The organism is Caulobacter sp. FG7, from assembly GCF_057808875.1.
The window spans coordinates 193,408-214,567 of the sequence record NZ_JBMDIW010000001.1 but is presented as its reverse complement, the minus strand read 5'-3'; the positions used below and the strand labels follow the sequence as shown (position 1 = coordinate 214,567).

Below are 21,160 nucleotides of genomic sequence, written 5' to 3'. Positions count from 1 at the left end.
AGTCGAAGATTCCTCATGTGCCGCTCATCGCCGGCGCGCTGGCCGGCGGGATCGGTCCGCGCCCCGGAGGCGGCCTGGCGTCGCTCAGCGTCGACGGCGACGTCGAGCCGCCGGACGCGCCCGCGCTCGCCTCGCCCAGCCGCACGTCACGCAGGCCGCCGGCCGTATCGATCGTGATGCCGCCGGCGCTGACGCTTTCGAGGGTAACGCCGTCACGCGCTTCCCCGACCGACAGCCAGACCGCCGCCGCACCGCCGATCGAGACCAGCGCGGCCGTCCGCCGCGCGCTGCGCGACAGGCCCAGCAGGCGGACCTCCGGCTCGGCCGCCACGGTCGCCGCGAACAGCGACGGCGCGCCGCTCCAGTCGCCGGCGCCCGGCGCTGCCGCGCCGCGGCCGCTGCGCAGTCGCGGCGCGGCCTCCTCGACGGCGGCGATGCGCTCGCCGGCCATCTTCGGCCCTCCGGCGGCGGCCCAGGCCGCCACGCCGAGCGCCAGTCCGACGGGCGCGGCGGCGAGGATCAGCGTGAAACGGCGGTCCAGCAATAGAAGCGTCCTTCAAGAGTAAGTCGCACCGCCCCGTCCTCGCCACGCAGATCCACCGCGTCGGCCTGGGTCAGCATCGGGCCGCGCCGCAGGGTCTCCATGAGCCCGACAGCCGCTGCATAGGAACCGCCGGCCTCGACCGTGAACCGGACCGGCGTCAGCGGATCGCCGAACTCGGCGGCGGCCGGGGCCACCTTCACGCTCGGCTGGGTCAGGCCAGAGCCCGTCGCCATCACCTCAAGGCGCTGGCGCGCGGCGACCAGGTCGGCGGCCTTGGTGGACGGGCACACGGCCTCGGGCGGATAGATGGTGCTCGAGCCCCGTCCCGCCGCCAGCCGCTCGGTGCGCGCCTGCATGGCCGTCACGGCCTCGAGACGGCTCTCCAGGTCGACGGGCCGCGCCAGGCCGGCCAGGCCCCAGGCGCCGACGAGGGCGATGCTGGCGGCGGACAGGACGGCGCCCAGCACCATCAAGGGGCCAGGGGTCTGAGCTTTCACGTTCATCGGCGGGGCTCCGCGGCGACAGGCTCGGCGGTCTGGGCGGCGGGCCCGACGCCCCAAAGCCAGACGCCGCGGCGGACCGGCGCACCCGACCTCTGGACCGGTCGGTCGACGGCCGCGAAGGGACTGTCCTTGCCGCGGCTCTCGACCGCCGACAGGCCGGGTTCCCAGTGCCAGGACAGGATCCTCGCCTCGGGCTTCTTGCCGCGCGCGCTCCAGGCGAGATCGGACAGCGGCATGTCGAACCCCGGACCGCGGTCGCGGTCCTCGATGGCGGCGGCCAGGCGCCGCTGCCGGCTCAGCGTCTGGGCCTTGCGCAGGTCCGCGCGGGCGCTGACCTCCAGCGCCGAGAGGCGAGCTTCGGCCGCCTCGCCAGCCTGGCGGGCCACCCCGGCCCCGACGATGGCCGCGAACACCGTCAAGCCCGCGCCCAGGCCGACCAGGGCCAGCATGCGCATCCGCCGCAGCTCCTGGGCGGACGAGACGAACACCACGCGATGACGTTCGCCGGCCAGCAGGGCCTCGGTCTCCAGCCGGTCGCCGACCTCGGCGCGACGGACGTAGAAGGCGGCGAACCGCGCCGGCTGCCCCGGTCGCCAGGCTTCCAGGCGGCGCAGCTGGTGGGCCACCTCGTGCATGGGCAGGGGCGCCGAATGGCGGGCCTCCAGCGCGGCGGCGCGCGACTGCTCCCAAGGCCAGCCGGCCGGGGCGGCGATGGAGCGGGCGAAGACGCGCGGCTCGACGACAGCGGCTTCGGCTGGGGTTTCGGCGGCCTCGGCTTCGACGAGCTGCAGGCTGGCGGGCTTGATCATGACGCGCTCCTGCACTCGCCAGAGACGGAATCGAATACGCAGGGCCCTGGCTGGGCCGGCCAGATGCGGCCGACCGCGAGGGGCCGCTCGCCGTCGATCACGGCGATGGCCCGCAGCGTCCGGCGGGGCACGACCGCCGGCGGCCAGGTCTCGTGCACGCCCTCGTCGTCGACATAGGCGAACCGCGCGCGGCGCGTCGGCCCCAGGGCCAGGGAACGCTTGCGCCCGCGGGCGTCGCTCAGGTTCAGGCGCTCGCCGTCGGCCGCCCTCTCGAGGTCCAGCCGACACATGGCGCCATGGCCGCAGGGCAGCACGGCCGAACGGCCGGACGCCTGCGCCCCGCCGCGATCGGACCAGACCGGCTCGACGGCCTGCAGCTGGCGATCCAGCCCCTGCTGCAGCGCCAGGCTCCGGGCCTGCGCCTGGACGCCGGCCGCCGACCGCTCCTGCAGCCGGCCGATCACATGGGCCGCCTGGGCCAGGCCGCCGATGGCCAGGCCGATCATCACGATCGCCGCCAGGGCCTCGGCCAGGGTGTAGCCGTCGGTGTAGCCGTCGTCGGGCATCACGCCGCCTCCGGGCAGGCGCGGTCGGTGGCGACCTGATAGCGGCGGCGGCTCCTGTCGCCGCGCAGCTCCACCTTCACCCGGCAGATGCGCGGACGCATGGCCGGACCGCCCAGCGGCGAGACCTCGCGCGTCCAGGCCAGGCCCCCGCTGCGCCCGCTGACGCGCTCGGGCGCGGCCGGCGCGGTCTGGACCAGGTAGCGCAGCAGCGCCTGGGCCTGGGCGAACTCGGCGGCGGCCTCGCCTGCACGGCGCGAGGCGTGGGCGGCGGCCAGGGTCAATCCAAGGCAGGTCGACAGCACGACGAGCGCCACCAGGGCGTCGACGGCGGCGAACCCCGCCTCGCCGTGCGGGGCGCAATGATTGTTGCGAAAACGAATCTTACTACCGGCCCGCATCGCCCCCGACGCGCCCGCTCCCACCAAGGCCTTCCGAAGCCCGGTTCTATCATATAAGCGCAGAGCGCAACCAGTGGTTACTCGAACTTGCTCCCCAGTCTCGCTTCACGACGCCGTCGACGGACAGCCGCGCTCGCCGCGTCGGTGGCGCTTCACGCCCTGCTGCTGCTGGCGATGTTCGGCCAGGCCGGCGGCGACCTGCCCCAGGCCGGCGGCGGCGAGACGGTCGGCCCCGTCGAGCCCTATGTGGCCATCGAGCTTTCCGGCCGCGCCGGCGAGGAGCAGCCGGATCCGGCGCAGGAGCAGTCGGCCCAGATCGCCCAGCTGCTGACTAGGCTGCGCCAGGCCGACCCCGAGATCGCCATCCCCGTCACCCAGACGACCCAGCCGCGCAGCTCGGCCCGCAGCCTGTTCGAGGCGGTCGAGGCCGCCCGCGCGCGCCAGAGCCGGGGCGACCAGCAGGGCGAGGGGCGCGGCAAGGGACAGGAGGATCGCGGCGGCGAAGGCGCTGGGCGCGAGACCGGCCAGGCCGCCGCCAAACCCGCGGCCGGCCCGCGCTCGGCCTCGCCCACCAGGGGCAAGGGCGCCGGCGGCGGGGGCCTGTTCGGCTTCGTCGAGCCCTGCTGGAAGAAGCTGCCCGGCCGCTCGACCGTGCCCGTGCAGCTGGAAGTGACCCTGGATCACCGCGGCCTGATGGCCACCCCGCCCCGCATCGTCCGCCCCCAGGGCGGCCCGCCCAGCGAAGCCCGCCTGGTCGCCGAAGCCCGAGCCATCGCCGCCCTCAGCGCATGCCTGCCCTATACAGAGGGACCGTCAGGGGCGGGCGGGTCGCATACGGTTAGTTTTGGAGCGGGGTGAGAAAGAGAGAGAGAGGGGGGGGGGGGGGAGAACACCTTGAGCAAAAAGCGTCGAATGGCAGATCAACAGGCCTCACCGACGCCCTCAATCTGCGCGGCACCACTCAGACTACGGACGATCGATTAAATTGCGACATATTATTGGAATGAATATTCTACACCCCATTTAGCCTAATGCTTAGTTACACTGACTTTACAGGGGGTGGCCACTGGGGAAAAATTGAGAGATTTTCTCTTCTCAATTAATTCCCCAGGAATACCAAAGTCGACATAATTGAAATGACCGACAATTTCCTGACCAGGCTCAACCCTAGTCACACACCCCGGACAGTACCCGCCATCAAAATCCTCCATAGGGTATATTTTTTCATCTATCGTAATGAAAATCCGCCCATTTCCAGAGTCAATTTTTCCATCACCTCGAGGCCAATTCGTTGGATATAGACACACCCCTTTCGCAGTATCATTTTTATATTTTATATAGATTCTACCATCTACCGGAACATCATTAGATTTATACCCAATATAGAATGAATTCGATGAATCAGCGGCAACACAGCCGGTCGTTAGAATTATAATAGCAAAAAAATACTTCACTTATAGACCTCAGACATAAGATGATCAGGATCACTATTCGCCGCAGGGGTCCCAGTTATCGATTTATAAACATTTTGCTGGGCTGGGTCGCCATAACGATACGAAGGAGTGCCACCAGGCCCGAGCGCGTGACGATAGCCTGCATTGTGAAGTGACTCATGCCCTACGATGAACGTCACGCGATCATCAGTGCTTCCTTTCGCCCAAGCACTATGCCCACCGTTGAGGAAAATCTGATTGCCGCCAATCTTATCGACCTTTGCTGCGGCACCTGCGCTGCCTTTCCAGTCGGAAGCCGAAACCATATTTGCCTTAGCACCATCACTCCCATCACTCTTTAGGAAGCGAGAGCCAGATCGAAGCGCAGCAGACCTCTCACGCAATTGGTCGCCGCCAGCCTTACCCTTCGCGTCCATTTTATCAGCCTTAGCGTCGAGTTTATCCGCGCGCCGGTCCATATCTTTCGCGGCAGTCTGCTGAATTTTATTAAAGTTCTTCCACTGGTCGTCCGTAAAACCTGTTCCACGCCCATAGGTCCCGTCTGGGTCCCTCCTATTGACCGGATCGTTTGCGACGTATGCGTATAGGTTTAGGTCATCCTTGTAGCCGATGGGGTCGGCTTGGAGAAACCATCCCCGCGCCGGGTCATAGGCGCGCGCCTTGTAGTGATAGAGCTTCATTTCCGGCAGGGCGATCTGGCCGGTGTAGCGGAAGCGGCTGCCAGCGCCCCAGTTGTCGCCAGGCTCGCCGTAGGGACTGTAGGTGTAGCTGGCGATCGAAACGCCCGAACCGTCGACCACGCCGATGACCGAGCCCTGCCGGTCGGTCAGAAGGTAGCGGGCCGCGGCGGCCGAAACCGTCGCCCCCTCGAGCCAGACCAGCGGCACGTCATCGCCCTGGCCATGAGCATAGCGGCGCAGCAGCGTGCCGGCGCCGTCGTACTCGGCGACCAGTTTGTCGCCCGAATACAGGAACTGGGTGACGGCGCCGTTGATCGTCGTCTTGGAGAGCCTGCCCAGCGGATCATATTCCAGCGCCGCGTTGGCCGGCCCGCTCATCGAGGTGAGGCGGTTTTCACCGTCATAGCCGAAGGTCCGTCCGGCGCCGTCGCTGATCAGGTTCTGGCGACCGTCATAGCCGCCGGCCGCCGCGATCGCGGCGTCGCGATTGAGACCGTCGGCCGTCGCCGCCAGGCTGGTGTTGGTCGCCCCCCAGACATAGCCGCTGTTCGAAACCGACTGGCTGATCGCCTGGCTGGCCGAATTGTAGGTGAAGCCGAGGGTGACGGCGGAGGCGCTGCTCGACGGCAGCACATGCTGTAGCGAGGTCAGGCGGTTGCCAGGATCGTAGCCATGGATCGACACCCGATTGGTGCTGCCGATGCTAGCTATTCGCCCCAGGTCGTCGCGATTGGTGTTGACGCCGAAATTCGCGCCGTCGCCCAGCCAATATTGCTTGTTGTCGGCGTAGTAGGCGAAGCTGGTGGAGGCGTTGTCAGGCCAGCGCAGGTAGGTGCGGTTGCCGGCCTTGTCATGATCATAGGTCAGGGTCCGGCCGAAGGTGGTCTCGGTCCGCTGCCGCCCAGCGGTGTCATAGGTGTAGGTCACCCCCTGGCCGCTGGCATAGAAATGCGTCGAGGTGGGGCGCCCCGCCAAGTCGTAGGCGTAATTCACCGTCGCAAAGCCCGGGCCTTCCTTGGCCAACATCCGGTTCAGTGCGTCATAGCCGTAGCCGGTAACCGCCCCATCGCGCTTGCGCCATCCCACCCGGTTGCCGCTGGGATCGTAGCCGTACTGCTCGTAGTCGGTCGCGCTCGACGTCCCCGCCCCCCGGGTCGTCGACGGGAAGTATTGGAACTTCAGCCGATCGAAGCCGTCATAGGCCAGGGTGGTCTTGTTGCCGTTGGCGTCGGTGATCGTCTCCTGCTTGCCGTTGGCGGTATAGCTGTAGACGCCGTAGACGCGCTCGACGCTCGTGCCTTTCGCCTGGATCGCCTGGAGAGTCTGGCCGGCCAGGTCGAGAACCGTCCTCGTCACCCGGTCGGGCCCCTGCGCGCCCTGGGTCGTCAGGGCGCAGGCGTCCGGTCGATCAGTTGCGTTGTAGAGATCGTTGAAGGCGCCGCCGTTCATCCGCACCGCCGAGCAGACGACGCGGTTCATGCTGTCATAGCTCGTCTGCGTCAGACTGGCAGCCTCGGTGCCCGGGAAGGCATGGACCTGGGTCTTGTTGCCCGAAGCGTCGTAGCGCGTCAGCGTCGTCTGGCTGATGGCGAAGTCGGAACCGGTGGTGTTGCTAGTCGTCCCGACATCCAGCCGCACCACCCTCCCGGCCGTGTCGTAGGTGGTTTTCTCGACCTTGCGCTTGAGCGGGCCGGAGCCGTCGGGATCGGGCCCGATCTTCATCACCGGCCGCCGCATGGCGTCGTACTGGTAATAGGTCGTGTAGTCGCTGGCGGCGTAGGTCTGCGCCCACGCCTGCCCAGTGGCGAGACCCGTCGCCAAACCAACCATGCTGGCCGCGCAGAGCCAGGCCATTCGCTGCTTGTTCATGCTGGTCATCCCCTTTGCGCGGCTCACGGGCACACCCCCGCGCGGGGGTCGGTTTCGCTCAGCACATCGCCGGCGGCGTCGAACGACTTGCAGCTGGTGGCCGCCACCCCGGTCGGATCCAGGGTCGAGCTGGTCGGATTGCCGAGACCGTCATAGGCCGTCGTTGTGACCACGCCGGTCGGGTCGGTCGCCTTGGTCACCAGGCCGAGCGCGCCGTACTCGTAGCGCCAGACCGGACGCACGTTGTTGACCGCCGGCTGGGTGGCCGTCTCGATCTCGCCCGCGCCGGCCAGGCCAGCGGCGACATAGGTCAGGTCGGTCTGGTAGCCGCGGGCGTCCTTGACCCACAGGGGCTTGTTCCAGGTCGCGTCGTAAGCTGCCTGGATCACAATCGGCGTGCCGAATTCAGCGGAGGTCGGCTTGGCGACCTTCTTCAGTTCGATGGCGTTGTCGCGATCGTCGTACTTGAACTGGTCGACATCGCCTTCGGGATAAGTGTGCGAAAGGGTGCGGTGACGCCCATCGTATGCGGAGACGGTCACACGACCCAGTTCGTCGACGTTACGAACGACATCACCGTTCTGGTCGAAATAGATCGTGTAGCGGCCACCCAGGGGATCGATCCGTTGGGCCCGCACGCCTTCGGCAAGGAAGAAGCGGTGCGCGGCCAGATTGCTCTGGATGGCCACGCCGTCGCGCGCTTCGCGCACCTTGCCCACGTTGTCGTAGACATAGGACAGCGAGGCGCGAGCGCCCGCCGTCGACGCCCCGGCTTCCACAGGCTCATAGATCGTGGCGATCCGCTGGAACGGAACGGGCCGCGCGGTCGCCGAACGCGAGACCGGGGCTGCGAAATCCACGCGGATGGTCTCGCCCTTGGCGTTGACGACCGGCCGCGCTGTCTGCCCTCCAGCCGCGAACTCGCCCACTTCGGAGATCGTCGCCGTCCGGCCGGTGCTGGTCGTCACCCCTGTCACCTTGCCGAACCCGTCGGTGGCGAAGGTCAGCGAGCCGCCCTTGGTCCAGGTCCACGTCGTCGGCTTGAAGCCGTAGGTGAAGGCGCAGACGTCCTGGGGAATGTAGTTGGTCTTCCACGGCGCGAAGGCCAGCGCGTCGCCCGGACTGATCTTGGCGGTGAAATTCGTACCCATCCAGTCCCAGCGCCGCGTGGCGGCGAAGTCCGGACAGGTGTCCCTCACCCTGACCGAGACGCCGGTCTGCAGCAGCTGGCTCTCCGGACTGGTCGGCGCCCACCACGACCCATCGGCCAGCTTGACGAACTGGAGGCCGTTGCCCGACGAGGTCACCGTCGCGGTGTTGCCGGCCATCTGGCGGCGCCACCAGTCGGCGACGAGGTTGGCGTAGACGTCCTTGCGCAGGTCGTCGATCGAGGCGTCGGCATAGACGGCCTGGAGCGCCGCGAACGTCGCCAGGCTGCTCGGCGTCGCGCGCAGTGACGAGGCGCCCAGGCTCTCGGCCGCGCTGCCCGAGACGCTGAAATGGGTTTCCCAGTTGCTGGACCAACCGCCCTGGACGGGGCCCGTGCAGGGGCCGGTCTCGCCCATGCACGGCACGCCGGCCTTATAGGTCAGCTTATATTGCAGCCCCAGCGGCGCCTCGCCGCCGACCGCGGCCAGGGTCGGCGTGGTGTAGCCGGCCAGGCCCGTCTTCAGCTCGACGCCGACGACCGCGCCGCGATCGACGAAGCGGTCCTTCAGGAGATCGGCCGCGCGATTGGGGTCATAGGCGCCCTGGCGCTCGGCGTCCTTGCCCGCGCCGCCCTTGGTGACGCCATTGCGGTCGACGATGGCGTGGGCCACCTCGGCCACGATCGCGCCGTCGTAGCGGGTCGCGCTCAGCGCGCCGCCGCGCTGCGGGGACTCGTCGTAGCCCTTTGAGTAGCAGCCGCCGTCATAGACAGAGCAGGTCGGCGGCAGCTGGGCGCCGACGCGGTGCCCCGGCCCCATGAAGGTTTCGGCGGAACCGACGACGCTCTGGTAGCCGGCGGCGATGTAGCGATCCAGGGCCTGGGCGTATCGCGTCTTGCCGTTCTCGAGAAAGGTCGAATAGGCCTGAGGCAGGGTGCTCGCGCATCCCGACGGCCCCTCGCCCAGCAGCAGCCCCGGGCGATTGGCCGCGCTGGCCGACGCATAGCTGTAGAACCGCCGCGCGCCGAAATTGCACGGATCCTCCTCGGGCCGGTTGCCCCAGGCGAACCGCGCCGCCGTCGAGGCGCTGTCGGGGGTGTCCATCACCTGCTCGACCAGCGCGCCCTCCAGGGTCGCCGCCGTCATCGCGAAGGCGCGCGACGCGGCCTGCACCTTGCCGGCGTCGTTGGTCCGGCTCGCCAGGCTGAACATGCTGTCGATGTCGAGGTTGGTGGTCTGCTCGGCGATGCTCCAGTCGGCGATCTGAAGCGTGTTGTCCTGACGGGACTCCACCTTGTAGCGCCAGGCCGTGACGCCCAGAGAATGGTGGTGTTGCCCCTCGATCCCGGCGATGCGGTTGTGGATATAGAAGGCTTGGCTAGCCCCAGCCAGCCAGTTGGCGGTCAAGCGCTGGCGCTGCTGGTCACCCACCGAGGTCCGGTAGATCGGGAAGCATTGGTACTCCTTGCCTTCCGCGCACTGATAGCTGCCCTGCTGCCGCGGCAGCAGTTCATCCTTGGCCCGCTCGCCCGCCCACTTGGCGCCCAGGGCGTCGGAGGTGGAGCCGAAGCCGGCGACGATGGCCACCGGGACGGTCAGGCCGACATACTTGCGGACGGTCTGGTCGGCATAGGCGCCCGCGCCGGACGCGTAGGGATGGTCGACAGCCAGTTGCAAGATGCCGTCGAAGCCCGGCGTGCAGGCGTTGACGTAGCCGGGGCAGTCGCGGCTCCAGGTCGCCAGCGGCACGTCGTCGAGCTCGATCGCGACGCGGTCGTGGTGGTAGCTCGTCATGTTCTCGTCGAAGTCGGTGTCGATCTCCAGTCGGCGGCCGTAGATCTCGTCGGCGTAGAGCAGGCGCTCAAGCGGCGCGGGGCCGGTGGCCGGCGGGTTCGGATAGATCCAGAACTCGATCCGCACGTGCAGCTTGGTGCGGTACTGGTCCGGCAGGTCGCCGGTGATGACCACGCCCGGATCGGTGATCACGTAGGGCGCGGCGTTGGTCCAGGCCGGCGTGCCGAGATAGGTCTCTGTGCGGCCGCCGTCGCCCAGGAAGGTCGACAGGTCCTCGGTCGAGGCCGTCGCCGAGTTGCGGATCGCATTGAGGAGCTGGACGCTGCGCGCCGACAAGAGCGCGTCGATCTGCTCGGAGCCGGCGTTGCGGATATAGGGCGCGCCCGACTGGCTGCCGGTCTCAAGCCCCGTCGCGCCGGCCGTCGTCGCCGCGCCGGCGGTCAGGCCGGCCAGGGCGGCGACGTCGTTGGCCGAGCCCGGCTTGCGGGCCTTGAAGCTGGGATCCAGCGCCCGCCAGGCGCCGCCGACCTCGACCTCGGCCCAGGCGTGCAGCAGGGTCACGGTGGTGAAGGTCCCGCCGGACGAGCAGTCGGCGGACGTCGCTTCGGGGAAACTCGCGGGAATGCCGCCGTTGGCCAGGAAACGGCAGGCGGCCTGCCGGTCGCCGATGCCGGTCCAGTCGGCGAACTGGGCGGCGGTCAGGCGGACCTGGCCGACGCGGTAGCGGGCGTTCAGCCCCGACTGCCTGGCCAGTTCGACGACCAGCGCCGCCTGGTCGAACGGCGTGCCCGACTTGTCGACGATGACGCCCAGCGGCCCCTTGCTCAGCCCGAAGGTGAAGGCGGTGTCGGCGCCGTTGCGCACGTGCTCCAGGATCAGGTCGGCGATCTTGCCCTGGTCGGTCTCGTCGCCCTTCAGGGCGCGCGCCAGTTCGACCACCTCGGGGGGCCGTCCCTCGAACCCGCTGACCCCGGTGAAGCTGGAGGAGCGGGTGGTCGCCGCGCCGTAATAGCCGACGGCGGCGCTGGGCGAGACCAGCTCGCCGCGGGCGAAGCGCATCGACGGCAGGGTGGTCGTCGCCTGGGCGAAGGCGGCTCCGCCGATGGCGAGCGCCAGGCCCGAACCGATCAGGCCGCGCGTCCAGCACGACGAGGACATCCAGAAGGCGCGGGAAGCGAGCACGGGCATCATTGGTCCCTGTGGGATGGAAAGCTTTGAGACAAAGGCGGCGCGGATGGCGGCGAGGCGCCCCCGGGGCGAGGCCCCGGCGGCGGCGGGGGACGAGGGCGTCGTCACCATTCCGGCGTCCCGAGGTTGCCGGTGATGAAGAGGCTCGCCTGGGCGGTGCGCCCCTGGCCGCCCGAGATCGCGTAGACGACCACGACGGTCCCCGCGACGATGCGGTCGAGCGATATGGTGTTGCCGGTGAAGCTGGCCGTGACGCCGTTGTCCGGCTGGTTGATCGCCACGATGGTCAGTGGATCGCCGTCCGGATCGGAGTCGTTCTACAGCGGCCCCAGGGCGTCATAGGCGTAGGTGACTGTCGACTGGGCCTGCGCGACGCCTACTGACAGAACGCTCGACCACAGCATCGCGGCCAACGCGCGACACACAACCCGACAGAACATCACGCCCCCAGATTGCAGGCGCACAACCGTGACCTGCGGGGAGCATGCGATGATCGGAGCGCGCCAAAGTCAAGCTTGAACGCAACCCGCGAGACGTAAACTTGGCCAACGCTCGCATCGCGACCATTCCGCGCAACCCGACTCCACCTCAAGGGTAACGCGACATTTTATATACCTCAGGTTGACAGCCACTGGTCAAGCTGTGACGCTCGCGGGCCGTCGAGCGCGGCCTCAAGTCAGCGGGGAGAACCAAATGTCCAATGTGAGGCGTGACGTCGCATCGTTCGGCAATGGCTGGTCGCCCACCACGGAGTGGTACGCCCGGGCCGTGAGGGCGCTAGCCGCCAAACCCGCCTCGGATCCGACCAGCTGGGCCTTTCAAGCCGCCCTGCACGGGGTCGATCCGGCCGGATGGCAGCAGTTCGGCATCCTGCCTCCGGGCCAGCCCGTCGCCCCGCAATGGCGACAGTGCCAGCATGGCAACTGGTTCTTTCTGCCCTGGCACCGGGGCTACTGCGCCGCCTTCGAGGCGATCGTCGCCAAGACCATCGTCGACCTGGGCGGCCCGCCCGGCTGGACGCTGCCCTACTGGAACTATCTGAACGCCAACGATCCCAATTCCCGGCGGATCCCGCGGGTCTTCACCCTGCCGACCCTGCCCGACGGCTCGCCCAATCCTCTGTACGTCATGCCCTATGGCGGCGGCGGCGCGCCCTGGCCGCGCGAATATACGGTGCTGGCCCCGCGCCCAGGCCTGCCGACCGACATCAACCTGAGAGCCATGACCCTCACGCGCTACACCCCGGCCCCCAATGTGGAAGGCTTCGGCGGCGCGCCGAACGCCGCCGGCGCCATGGAGCTCAATCCCCACAACCTCGTGCACGTCATGATCGGCGGCAATCGCGGCTTCATGGGCAGCCCCCGGTATGCGGCTCTGGACCCGATCTTCTGGCTGCATCACTGCAACATCGACCGACTGTGGGCCGCCTGGATGAGCGTGCCGTCCAATATCCGCGAAACCGGCTCGGCCTGGGCCAACGGCCCGGCCCTGCCCCCCTTCACCCTGCCCGATCCGAACGGCGTGTTCCGCTCGTTCAAGCCGTCCCAGACCTTGCCCGGCGCCCCGCTGGCCCCCACCTATGATGATCTTTACAAGGGCTCCGGCATCCGGCCGCCCACCGTGAGAGGCGCAGCCATGCCCGCAGGCCTCGACGACGAAAGCCCCGCCGCCCCTCCCGCCTCCAACCTGGTCGGCGCGAACGTCATCAACGCCACGGTCCCGCCCGGCGAGAGCATCGCCGCCGACCTGAGCCTGGTCACCGCCAACGTTCCGGCCGGCCTCGACGACGCCCCGCAGAGCTACTTCCTCAACATCGAGAACGTGACGGGCGAGACGCCCAATGCGGTCATCAGCATCAACATCGGCGTGAAGGGCAAAGCCCAGGAGGCTCCGGGGTCGGCGGACGAATTCGTTCGCAGCGAGGCGCTGTTCGGCCTGGAGGACGCCTCCGATCCCGAGGGCGGCCACGGCGGCAACGGCATGAGCTTCGTTGTCGACATCACCGACGCGGTCAATGCGCTCAAGCGCAACGCCAACGCCGAACTCGAGGACCTGGAGGTCATCCTGACCCAATCGTCCTCCGGTGACGGAACCGCGCCCTTCAAGGTTGGCCGGGTCAGCGTCTACAGCGCCCCCTCCGCGACCGCCCCCGACACCGAAGAGTGATCGTCCAGCTGACCTCGGGCCTGGGGCGCTGGTCGCGCGCCGGGCCCCTGGCGGTCAGCGCCGCGGCTTTCGTCCTGGCCTTCGCGCCCGGAGGCGTCGGCGCCGAACAGCCGGCCTGGGCCGGCGTCTGCGGTCAGGGCGCATCGCTGAGCCTGCTGTTGGTGAACCTTCAGCTCCTGGACGCGTCGAGCATGGCGCTCAGGTGGATCGCCATGCTCTGCGCGATGATGCTGCCCCTCCTGATCCTGCCGATCGAGCACATCGAGCGCACCACCTTCCGCCGGGACCTGCCGCGCTCGGTGGCCCTGTTCGTGGGGGCCTATCTGGGCGCGTGGGCGCCGATGGCCGCGGCTTTGATGGCGGCGACGATGCTGCTGCGCCAATGGCTCGCCCCCGAATGGTTGTTCGGGCTGGCCCTGGCCGGAGCCCTGGCCTGGAGCGCCTCGCCGGTCGCCCAGCTGGCCCGCAACCGTTCGCACCGCATGCGACCACTGTCGGTCAAGGGCTGGGCCGCATGGCGCGACTGCCTGGCGTTCGGACTGCACACGGGAAGCTGGTGCGTGGCGGCCTGCTGGCCCTGGATGATGCTGTGCGAGGCCGTACCGGGCTCACACCTGCTGGCCCTGCCCATGATTACCCTGATCCTGGCGGCCGAACGCGCCATGCCACCGGGCCCGCCGCGCTGGCAGGCGCCCCGCCTGATCGCCTTCGTGGCGCTGCTGCGTCCCTACAAGGACTTGGGCAGGGCGTAGGTGCTGATTTCACCGACGTTCCAGCCGTCGACCTCGTTGTCGACCAGCTTGCGGACGCGGTCGCGCTCCCAGGCGTTGCGGGCAGGGAAGGTCAATTCGACGCCGGCGTCTCCACGCGGCTCCAGGGCAAGGTCGCTGATGCCGGTGGTCTGGCGGATCTGGGTTCGAAGATCGTCGATGGCCACGGGACCGGCCTCGGCGAAACCGCCGCTGGGGAAGAGCATCAGCTTGGCGCGGGGGCCATCCACGACACGCACTCCAGGTCACGAGGCCAGACCATACCCCTCCTGAGCACGCTGCGGAAGCTTCAGGGCTCGGGCGCCGCCGATCAACAGGCCCAGCATCGCCGCGCTACGCGTTGCGTCGCCAAAGGCGTTCAGCACCTGGGGATTGTTCGACAGCACCCTGGCCAGGACGCCCGATACGTAGGGCGCGGCCATCGAGGTTCCGGAATCGAACCACCATTGGCCGTCGGGGAAGGTCGAAACGATCGCGTGTCCAGGCGCGGCGAACTGCACCTGGGGCCCGAAGTTGGAGAAGCTGGCCAAGTAGATCGACGGGTCGGTGGCCGAGAGCTCGGTCGACTCGTACTTCTGGAACTCGGGCCGCGGCGGATAGGCGCCCTTCCTGCCCAGGGCCGTCACCGCCACGCAGTTGGGATGAGCCGCCGGATAGCTGACCGGCTTGCCCGAGCCGTTGCCCGCGGCGGCCACGCAGATCACCCCCTGGTTCCAGGCCTCGGTGATGGCGCTGCGCACCCCGTCCTCGCGCAGCTTGGCGCCCTCGATGCTGAGATTGATCACATGGCAGCCGTCGCGAATGGCGGCGATGATCGAGTTTATGATGTCGATGTTTTCCGCCCCCTTCTCTCCGCCCGGATTGTCGGGAAAGATCCGATAGCTGCACAGACCCGCGGCCGGCGCCACGCCTTCGGGACCGCCCTGTCCCGGCCGAGCGGCGATGATCCCGGCGACGTGCGTGCCGTGAGCGGCCCGGGCGGCGCGGGGCGCGCCCCAGTCCACCGGCCGGCCGGCGCTCGGATTGGCGCCGGCGATCAGGCAGCGCGAAGCCTGCAGAGATCCGGCCAAGGCGGGATGGGCAAAGTCGATCCCGGTGTCGATGACCCCGACATTGACCCCCTCTCCCAGAGCGCCGGCCGCCAGGGTGGGCAGGATGACGCTCTTCAGGTCGGCCGCCCAGACCAGGTTGTCGGCGCCCACGGCGTTCTGCGTGACCTTGCCGGACGATGCGGCGGCCACCTCCGCTCCGCCCCGCCCCTCGGCGGCGGGCTTGCTGCGGCGGCGGGCGGCGGCCTCGGTGTCGGGCAAGCTGTAGCGCGTGACCGGCAGCACGCGTACGCCCGGATTGGCGGCCTCGAAGCCCAGGCGCGCCGTCTCGGTCAGGCGGACCATGGCCGGACCATCGTCGAACTGCTGCGACAGCACCCGATAGTCCTCGTCGCCGATCTCGGCCGCCAGCTGGTCCATCGCCGCCGGCGAGGCCTCGGCCATGGCCACGGCTTCCGTCCCTCCGCCTGTGCTTGGCTCGAACAGCGAAGCTGCGCTGACAGCGGCCCTCAGCAAGCGGCCCTGGGCCTGCCCCGGGGTCTCCTCCCAGGCGCCGGCCTTCAAGCCAGGCTCGCTGAGCGCGGCCTGCAGGGTGTCGCTCAGGATTCCGCTCCGCGGCAAAACCACGTAGCGGGCGCGTCTTTCCCGCATGGCTCGCACTCCCCGTTGGCGAACTTTCGCAAATTCAGCCTTAAGTATAAACTATTAGAATGATCGCCCTCAAGTAAGCGCAGCCGAAAGCGCGACCGCCGCAGGCGAGGGGGTTTGCGTCGGCGACCGGCCCTCATCGACATGGATCGCCCTGACGATCGGGGTTATCGCCCAGGGCGGCCCGCGCGCTGTCCACATGTTCGGCGCGGGGCGAACAAGCAACGGTCACAAGCTGTCCTTATCGCTCTCGATCCAAGGTTGACGTTGACGGGCCCGGGGGGCGGCGCGCGACTAGCCGGTGTTCCAGACGGCAGGGATACACGCATGCAGTACCGCAAGGACATCGACGGCCTGCGCGCCGTGGCCGTGCTGCCGGTGGTGGCCTTCCACGCCGGCTTCAACCAGCTGCCCGGCGGTTTCGTCGGGGTGGACGTGTTCTTCGTCATCTCCGGCTACCTGATTACCGGCAATATCTTCGCCGAGCTCTCCCGGGGCGACTTCTCGCTGCTGCGGTTCTACGAGCGGCGAGTGCGGCGGATCGCGCCGGCCCTGCTGGCGGTGCTGGTCGCGGCCACCGCGCTGGCCTATTTCACCCTGCTGCCCGGCGAGATGCTGGAATACGCCCGCAGCCTGATCGCGGCGGTGTTCTCGGCCTCGAACGTCTTCTTCTGGACCCAGGCCGGCTATTTCGACTCCGACTCCTCGACCAAGCTTCTGCTGCACACCTGGTCGCTGTCGGTGGAAGAGCAGTTCTACATCGTCTTTCCGCTGCTGCTGTCGTTTCTGCTGCGGGTGTTCCCCACGCGGCTGAAGCCGATCATCTGGGGCCTGATGGCCGCCTCGTTCGCCAGCGCCGTGGCCAGCGTTGCCCTGGCGCCCAGCGCGGCCTTCTACCTGCCGCACAACCGCGCCTGGGAGCTGATGATCGGCTCGGTGCTGGCGCTCGGCATGGTTCCCAAGATCCGCAGCGCCTGGATGCGCGAAGCCGCCGCCTTCGCCGGCCTGGCGATGATCGGCGCAGCGGTGCTGCTGTATCGCGAGCAGATGCCCTTCCCCGGCGCGGCCGCCATCCTGCCCTGCCTGGGCGCTGCTTTGGTCATCGCCGCCGGCGAGACGGGGCCGACGCTGATGGGCCGGCTGCTGTCGTGGCGCCCCGTCGTCTTCGTCGGCCTGATCTCCTACTCGCTGTACCTGTGGCACTGGCCGGTGATGGTCGGCGCCCAGATGAACAGCTTCCTGTTCGGCGGCGCCCCGGCCATGGCGATCAAGATCGGCACGGTGCTGGTCTCGCTGGTGCTGGCGACGATCTCGTGGTGGCTGATCGAGCGGCCCTTCCGGGTCGGCCCGCTGAAGCTGCCCCGCAAGGCGCTGTTCCAGGCCGCCGGCGCCGCCGCGGCCGTGCTGGTCGCCGTCGGCGTGGCCGGCCAGGTCGACCAGGGCCTGTCCTACCGCTACTCGCCGCGTGTCCAGCAGATCGCCGACCTGTTGACCGACAAGAGCCACCGCCAGATGCGCGAGGGCACCTGCTTCCTGCCGTCGGGCTCGACCGTCGACGACTTCGACATGGCCTGCGTCCGCCAGGATCCCAAACGCCGCGACTACCTGCTGATCGGCGACAGCCACGCCGCCCACCTGTGGTACGGCCTGGCCAAGGCCATGCCGACGGTGAACGTGATGCAGGCCACCGCCTCGGGCTGCAAGCCGACCCTGACCCACCCCGGCTCGGCCGAGGAGCGCTGCGTGGCGCTGATGGACCGGATGTTCGACGACTACCTGCCGGCCCACAAGGTCGACACCGTCGTGCTGGCCGCCCGCTGGAAGCGCGAGGATCTGCCGCGGCTGGAAGCCACCCTGACCAAGCTGCGCGGCCAGGGCCTGGACGTCATCGTGTTCGGCCCGATCATCGAGTACCGCTCGCCCCTGCCCCGCCTGCTGGCCGTCTCCGACCGCCTGCACGATCCCGACTTCGTCGACGAGCAGCGCATCGACGTCAGCGGCGTCGACCGCGAGGTCGGCAAGCTGGCGCGCAAGAAGGGCGCCCGCTACGTGTCTCTGGCCTCGGCCATGTGCCCGGCCGGCCACTGCCTGGAGATCGACCCGAAGGGCTATCCGGTGCAGTTCGACTACGGCCACCTGACCGGCAGCGGCTCGGAAATTCTGGCGCGGCGGGTGGTCGCCAAGGATCCGACCCTCAGCCAGGGCCCCATCGCCGCCGCTCCCGTGGCGGCGAGCGCCAAGGGGGCCTGACCCCTTCGGTTGCAAGCCGCGCCGGAGCGCGCGAAGGTCGCGCCCTCGCTTAAGAGGGGGCCTTCCATGCAGCTGATCAGCCTTCCGGCCTCGCCGTTCGCGACCCGGGTCAGGATCGCGCTCCGGGCCAAGGGCCTGGACGTCGAGATCGTCCCGCCGCCGTCCGGCTGGCCCAATGACAGGCAATTTCGCGACATCAGCCCGACGGGCCGCGTGCCGGTGCTGATCTTCGACGACGGTGAGGCGGTGTGGGAGTCGGCCGTCATCCTGGAGCTGCTCGAGGAGCTCTTTCCCCAGGCGCGCCCGCTTCTCCCCGCCGACGTCCTGGAACGCGCGCGGGCGCGGCAGCTGGTGCGCGTCGCCGATCTCTACCTGATGCCGCCGATGGTCGCGCTGGCCGCGCCCCAGAGTCCGACCGAGAACCGCCGGCTGGTCGACCAGCTGGCCGACGCCCTGGCCCTGCTCGACGACCTGCTGGAAGACGGCCCCTACGCCGTCGGCGGATCACTGTCGCACGCCGACTGCGCGATCGCGCCTGCGCTGCTGGCCGCCCGGGTCACGGGCGGGCGTCTCGGGATCGACCCGATCGAGGCGCTGCCGCGCGTGGAGGCCTATGCGCGCGCGATGATCCGCGACGAACACGTCGTCGAGGCGCTCCTGGAAATGCAAGAGGGGATCCGGCGCCTCGTCCCGAGCCGCTGAGATCCCCTCGCCTCTCAAAGTGTCAGTGCTGGCTTTCCGGCAGGCGCACGACCAGGCCGTCCAGCGCGTCGCTGACCTTGATCTGGCAGGACAGGCGGCTGTTGGGTTCGACGTTCTCGGCGAAGTCGAGCATCGACTCCTCCATGGCCGACTTGTCGCCGGTCTTGTCGGTCCAGGCGTCGTCCACATAGACGTGGCAGGTCGCGCAGGCGCAGGCGCCGCCGCAGTCGGCGTCGATGCCCGGGACGTTGTTCTTCACAGCGCCTTCCATGACCGTCAGGCCCGGCTTGACGTCGAGGACGTGCTCGGTCCCGTCGAATTCGATGTAGGTGATCTTGGCCATGGTTCCCCTGCGTAGCTAGCGGGCGGCTTTCAGGCCGCCACTTCCTTCATGGATATCGCCGGATCGGACAGCTTTGTCTTAGACACGGGCGTCCGCTTGGCGATCAATTGTTTGCCGGCCATGAACTCGGGCGGCGCGTTGACGGCTTCCACGGCCTGGACGAGGTCGCCCTTGAGGTGGAAGACGGCGAACTTGGCGGCGGCCACGTCGCCGCGCACGATGGTGCTGTCGGCGTCGAACGGCAGGCCGGCGATCTGGAGCTTCAGGTCGTACTGATCCGACCAGAACCACGGCACTTCCGGCGACGGGCTCGCGCGGCCGACGATGGCGGCGGCGGCCTGCTTGGCCTGCTCCAGGGCGTTGGGCACGCTTTCGAGACGGAACTGGCGCTCGTACAGCGGCAGCGGCCGATGGGCGACGTCGCCGATGGCGAAGACGCGCGGATCGCTGGTGCGGGCCTCGAGATCGACGACGATGCCGCCCGTGCACTCCAGGCCCGCGTCCTGGGCCAACTCGACATTGGGATGGGCGCCGACGCCCACGAGGGCGGCGTCGCAAGGCACGACCTCGCCGCCCTTCAGGCGCACGCCGGTGACGTGGCCGTCCTCGCCCTCGAAGGCCTCGACATTGGCGTTCAGCTCGAATGTCACGCCGCGGGCGCCGTGATAGTCCTGGAAGAAGGTCGACAGGGTCTCGCAGGCCACGCGGGCCAGCACCCGGCTCTCGCGCTCGATCACCGTGGCCTCGGCCCCCAGGGCGCGGGCCGAGGCGGCCGCCTCCAGGCCGACATAGCCGCCGCCGACCACGGCCAGGCGCTTGCCCTCACCCAGGGCCGCCTTCAGCGCCTCGGCGTCGGCCGCCGTGCGCAGGGCCAGCACGCCGGCCAGATCCGCGCCGGGGATCGGCAGTTCGCGGGCGCGAGCGCCGGTGGCCAGGATCAGAAAGTCGTAGGTGATGACCTCGCCCGAGGCGAGGGTCACGGTGCGATCGCCGCGGTTGAGGCCGGTCGCCACCCCTTGCAGGCGCAGCGCGACATTGGCCTCGGCGTACCATTCCTGCGGCTTGAGGGCCAAGCTGTCGGCGTCGGCCTCGCCCTTCAGCCAGGCCTTGGACAGCGGCGGGCGCTGATAGGGCAGCAACGGCTCTTCGCCAATCATCACGATCGGGCCCTCGTGGCCGTACTGGCGCAGAAAGGCGGCGGCCGAGCCGCCCGCATGGCCCGCGCCGACGATCACCACCTTGGCCTTCGGATCGCTCACGACCGCTTCACTCAACGCGCTTGCCTCCCGCACGGAACAAAATTGACGACCCCGTCATCTTTTGCAAGCCGGGCCGACCAACGTCGTTCCAGCCATAGAACAGCACCCGCCCTATCGGAAAGGGCGCCCGCCGGAAAGCGCGGCAGGCGAACAGGCCGCCGAATATGCGAAAGCCTCGCCGACGAGCGGCGAGGCTTTGCAGACTATCCGAAAACCGGAAGAGAATGGGTCGTCAGACCACGCGCTCCACCAGCATCTTCTTGATCGAGGCGATGGCCTTGGCCGGGTTCAGGCCCTTCGGGCAGACCTGGGCGCAGTTCATGATCGTGTGGCAGCGATAGAGCTTGAACGGGTCCTCGAGGTCGTCGAGGCGCTCGCCGGTGGCTTCATCCCGGCTGTCGATCAGCCAGCGGTAGGCGTGCAGCAGGGCCGCCGGGCCCAGGTACTTCTCGCCGTTCCACCAGTAGCTGGGGCACGAGGTCGAGCAGCAGGCGCACAGGATGCACTCGTACAGACCGTCGAGCTTCTCGCGGTCTTCCGGGGCCTGGCGCCACTCCTTCTGCGGCTCGGGGGTCGTGGTGTGCAGCCACGGCTCGATCGAGGCGTATTGGGCGTAGAACAGCGTCAGGTCCGGGATCAGGTCCTTGACCACCGGCACGTGCGGCAGCGGGCTGATCTGCACGGCCTTGCCCGGGGTCTCCGAGTGACCGTGCGTGCAGGCCAGGGTGTTGCGGCCGCCGATGTTCATCGCGCAGGAGCCGCAGACACCCTCGCGGCACGACCGGCGGAAGGCCAGGGTCGGGTCGATGGTGTTCTTGATGTAGAGCAGCGCGTCCAGGACCATGGGGCCGCAGGCGTCGACGTCGACGTCATAGGTGTCCCACCGCGGGTTCATCCCGGTTTCGGGATCGTAGCGGTAGATCTTGAACGAGCGCACGTTCTTGGCGCCGGCCGGAGCGGGCCAGTGCTTGCCGCTCTGAACGCGGGAGTTCTTGGGAAGAGAGAGCTGGACCATCTGCG

17 protein-coding genes and 1 pseudogene are annotated in these 21,160 nt (G+C 68.7%); 5 read left to right on the top strand and 13 right to left on the bottom strand.

From position 1 onward, the window contains the following. Positions 1-13: 13 nt before the first annotated feature. From ACODR1_RS01020 to ACODR1_RS01000, 5 genes are read right to left on the bottom strand one after another with little or no spacing between them, the layout of a single operon-like run. The gene (locus ACODR1_RS01020; RefSeq protein ID WP_488878787.1) at positions 14-544 is read right to left on the bottom strand and encodes a hypothetical protein; all 531 of its coding nucleotides are present in this window, start codon (positions 542-544) and stop codon (positions 14-16) included. Next, positions 520-1,047 carry a hypothetical protein gene (locus ACODR1_RS01015; RefSeq protein WP_488878786.1) on the bottom strand — a complete coding sequence of 176 codons (528 nt, stop codon included), beginning with the start codon at positions 1,045-1,047 and terminating at the stop codon, positions 520-522. The genes ACODR1_RS01020 and ACODR1_RS01015 overlap by 25 nt, the downstream gene beginning before the upstream one ends. After that, on the bottom strand, positions 1,044-1,856 hold the full coding sequence (locus ACODR1_RS01010; RefSeq protein ID WP_488878785.1) for a hypothetical protein: 813 nt from the start codon (positions 1,854-1,856) through the stop codon (positions 1,044-1,046). Before ACODR1_RS01010 ends, ACODR1_RS01015 begins: the two co-directional genes overlap by 4 nt. Next, entirely contained in the window at positions 1,853-2,422 is a 570-nt protein-coding gene (locus ACODR1_RS01005; protein ID WP_488878784.1) for a hypothetical protein, read from the bottom strand. Before ACODR1_RS01005 ends, ACODR1_RS01010 begins: the two co-directional genes overlap by 4 nt. Then, the gene (locus ACODR1_RS01000; protein WP_488878783.1) at positions 2,422-2,820 is read right to left on the bottom strand and encodes a hypothetical protein; all 399 of its coding nucleotides are present in this window, start codon (positions 2,818-2,820) and stop codon (positions 2,422-2,424) included. Before ACODR1_RS01000 ends, ACODR1_RS01005 begins: the two co-directional genes overlap by 1 nt. Positions 2,821-2,964: 144 nt before the next feature. Here ACODR1_RS01000 and ACODR1_RS00995 point away from each other — a divergent pair, with 144 nt between their 5' ends. Further along, positions 2,965-3,678 (top strand): hypothetical protein, encoded by a 714-nt coding sequence (locus tag ACODR1_RS00995; protein ID WP_488878782.1) that lies wholly within the window; start codon positions 2,965-2,967, stop codon positions 3,676-3,678. A gap of 592 nt (positions 3,679-4,270) precedes the next feature. On the opposite strand, the gene ACODR1_RS00990 is transcribed toward ACODR1_RS00995, so the two are convergent. The 3 genes and pseudogenes from ACODR1_RS00990 to ACODR1_RS00980 form a co-directional block, all read right to left on the bottom strand. Continuing rightward, positions 4,271-6,823, bottom strand: a complete 2,553-nt coding sequence (locus tag ACODR1_RS00990; protein ID WP_488878781.1) for an RHS repeat-associated core domain-containing protein — start codon at positions 6,821-6,823, stop codon at positions 4,271-4,273. A 23-nt stretch (positions 6,824-6,846) separates the two neighbouring features. After that, positions 6,847-10,953 carry a transglutaminase domain-containing protein gene (locus ACODR1_RS00985; protein WP_488878780.1) on the bottom strand — a complete coding sequence of 1,369 codons (4,107 nt, stop codon included), beginning with the start codon at positions 10,951-10,953 and terminating at the stop codon, positions 6,847-6,849. 104 nt (positions 10,954-11,057) lie between these two features. Continuing rightward, positions 11,058-11,258, bottom strand: a pseudogene (locus ACODR1_RS00980) (Ig-like domain-containing protein); the annotation flags it as partial. Positions 11,259-11,646: 388 nt separating this feature from the next. Between ACODR1_RS00980 and ACODR1_RS00975 the strand changes: the two are divergent. Together ACODR1_RS00975 and ACODR1_RS00970 are read left to right on the top strand one after the other, a co-directional pair. After that, positions 11,647-13,119 carry a tyrosinase family protein gene (locus ACODR1_RS00975; RefSeq protein ID WP_488878779.1) on the top strand — a complete coding sequence of 491 codons (1,473 nt, stop codon included), beginning with the start codon at positions 11,647-11,649 and terminating at the stop codon, positions 13,117-13,119. Further along, on the top strand, positions 13,116-13,871 hold the full coding sequence (locus tag ACODR1_RS00970; RefSeq protein WP_488878778.1) for a copper chaperone: 756 nt from the start codon (positions 13,116-13,118) through the stop codon (positions 13,869-13,871). Before ACODR1_RS00975 ends, ACODR1_RS00970 begins: the two co-directional genes overlap by 4 nt. On the opposite strand, the gene ACODR1_RS00965 is transcribed toward ACODR1_RS00970, so the two are convergent. Both ACODR1_RS00965 and ACODR1_RS00960 read right to left on the bottom strand, forming a co-directional pair. Next, positions 13,847-14,119 carry a hypothetical protein gene (locus ACODR1_RS00965; RefSeq protein ID WP_488878777.1) on the bottom strand — a complete coding sequence of 91 codons (273 nt, stop codon included), beginning with the start codon at positions 14,117-14,119 and terminating at the stop codon, positions 13,847-13,849. The genes ACODR1_RS00970 and ACODR1_RS00965 overlap by 25 nt on opposite strands. Before the next feature lie 15 nt (positions 14,120-14,134). Beyond that, positions 14,135-15,589: a S8 family peptidase gene (locus tag ACODR1_RS00960; protein WP_488878776.1), complete on the bottom strand. Its 1,455-nt coding sequence runs from the start codon at positions 15,587-15,589 to the stop codon at positions 14,135-14,137. Between the two features lie 324 nt (positions 15,590-15,913). On the opposite strand from ACODR1_RS00960, the gene ACODR1_RS00955 reads away from it, so the two are divergent. Together ACODR1_RS00955 and ACODR1_RS00950 are read left to right on the top strand one after the other, a co-directional pair. Further along, complete coding sequence (locus ACODR1_RS00955; RefSeq protein ID WP_488878775.1) at positions 15,914-17,836, top strand: acyltransferase family protein; 1,923 nt, start codon at positions 15,914-15,916, stop codon at positions 17,834-17,836. 66 nt (positions 17,837-17,902) lie between these two features. Continuing rightward, positions 17,903-18,538, top strand: coding sequence for a glutathione S-transferase family protein (locus ACODR1_RS00950; protein ID WP_488878774.1), 636 nt, complete (start codon positions 17,903-17,905; stop codon positions 18,536-18,538). Positions 18,539-18,560: 22 nt separating this feature from the next. On the opposite strand, the gene ACODR1_RS00945 is transcribed toward ACODR1_RS00950, so the two are convergent. The 3 genes from ACODR1_RS00945 to ACODR1_RS00935 form a co-directional block, all read right to left on the bottom strand. After that, entirely contained in the window at positions 18,561-18,881 is a 321-nt protein-coding gene (locus ACODR1_RS00945; protein ID WP_101713977.1) for a 2Fe-2S iron-sulfur cluster-binding protein, read from the bottom strand. A gap of 29 nt (positions 18,882-18,910) precedes the next feature. Continuing rightward, positions 18,911-20,140 (bottom strand): NAD(P)/FAD-dependent oxidoreductase, encoded by a 1,230-nt coding sequence (locus tag ACODR1_RS00940; protein WP_488878773.1) that lies wholly within the window; start codon positions 20,138-20,140, stop codon positions 18,911-18,913. Positions 20,141-20,372: 232 nt separating this feature from the next. After that, entirely contained in the window at positions 20,373-21,155 is a 783-nt protein-coding gene (locus tag ACODR1_RS00935; RefSeq protein WP_101718637.1) for a succinate dehydrogenase iron-sulfur subunit, read from the bottom strand. Between the last annotated feature and the right edge of the window lie 5 nt (positions 21,156-21,160).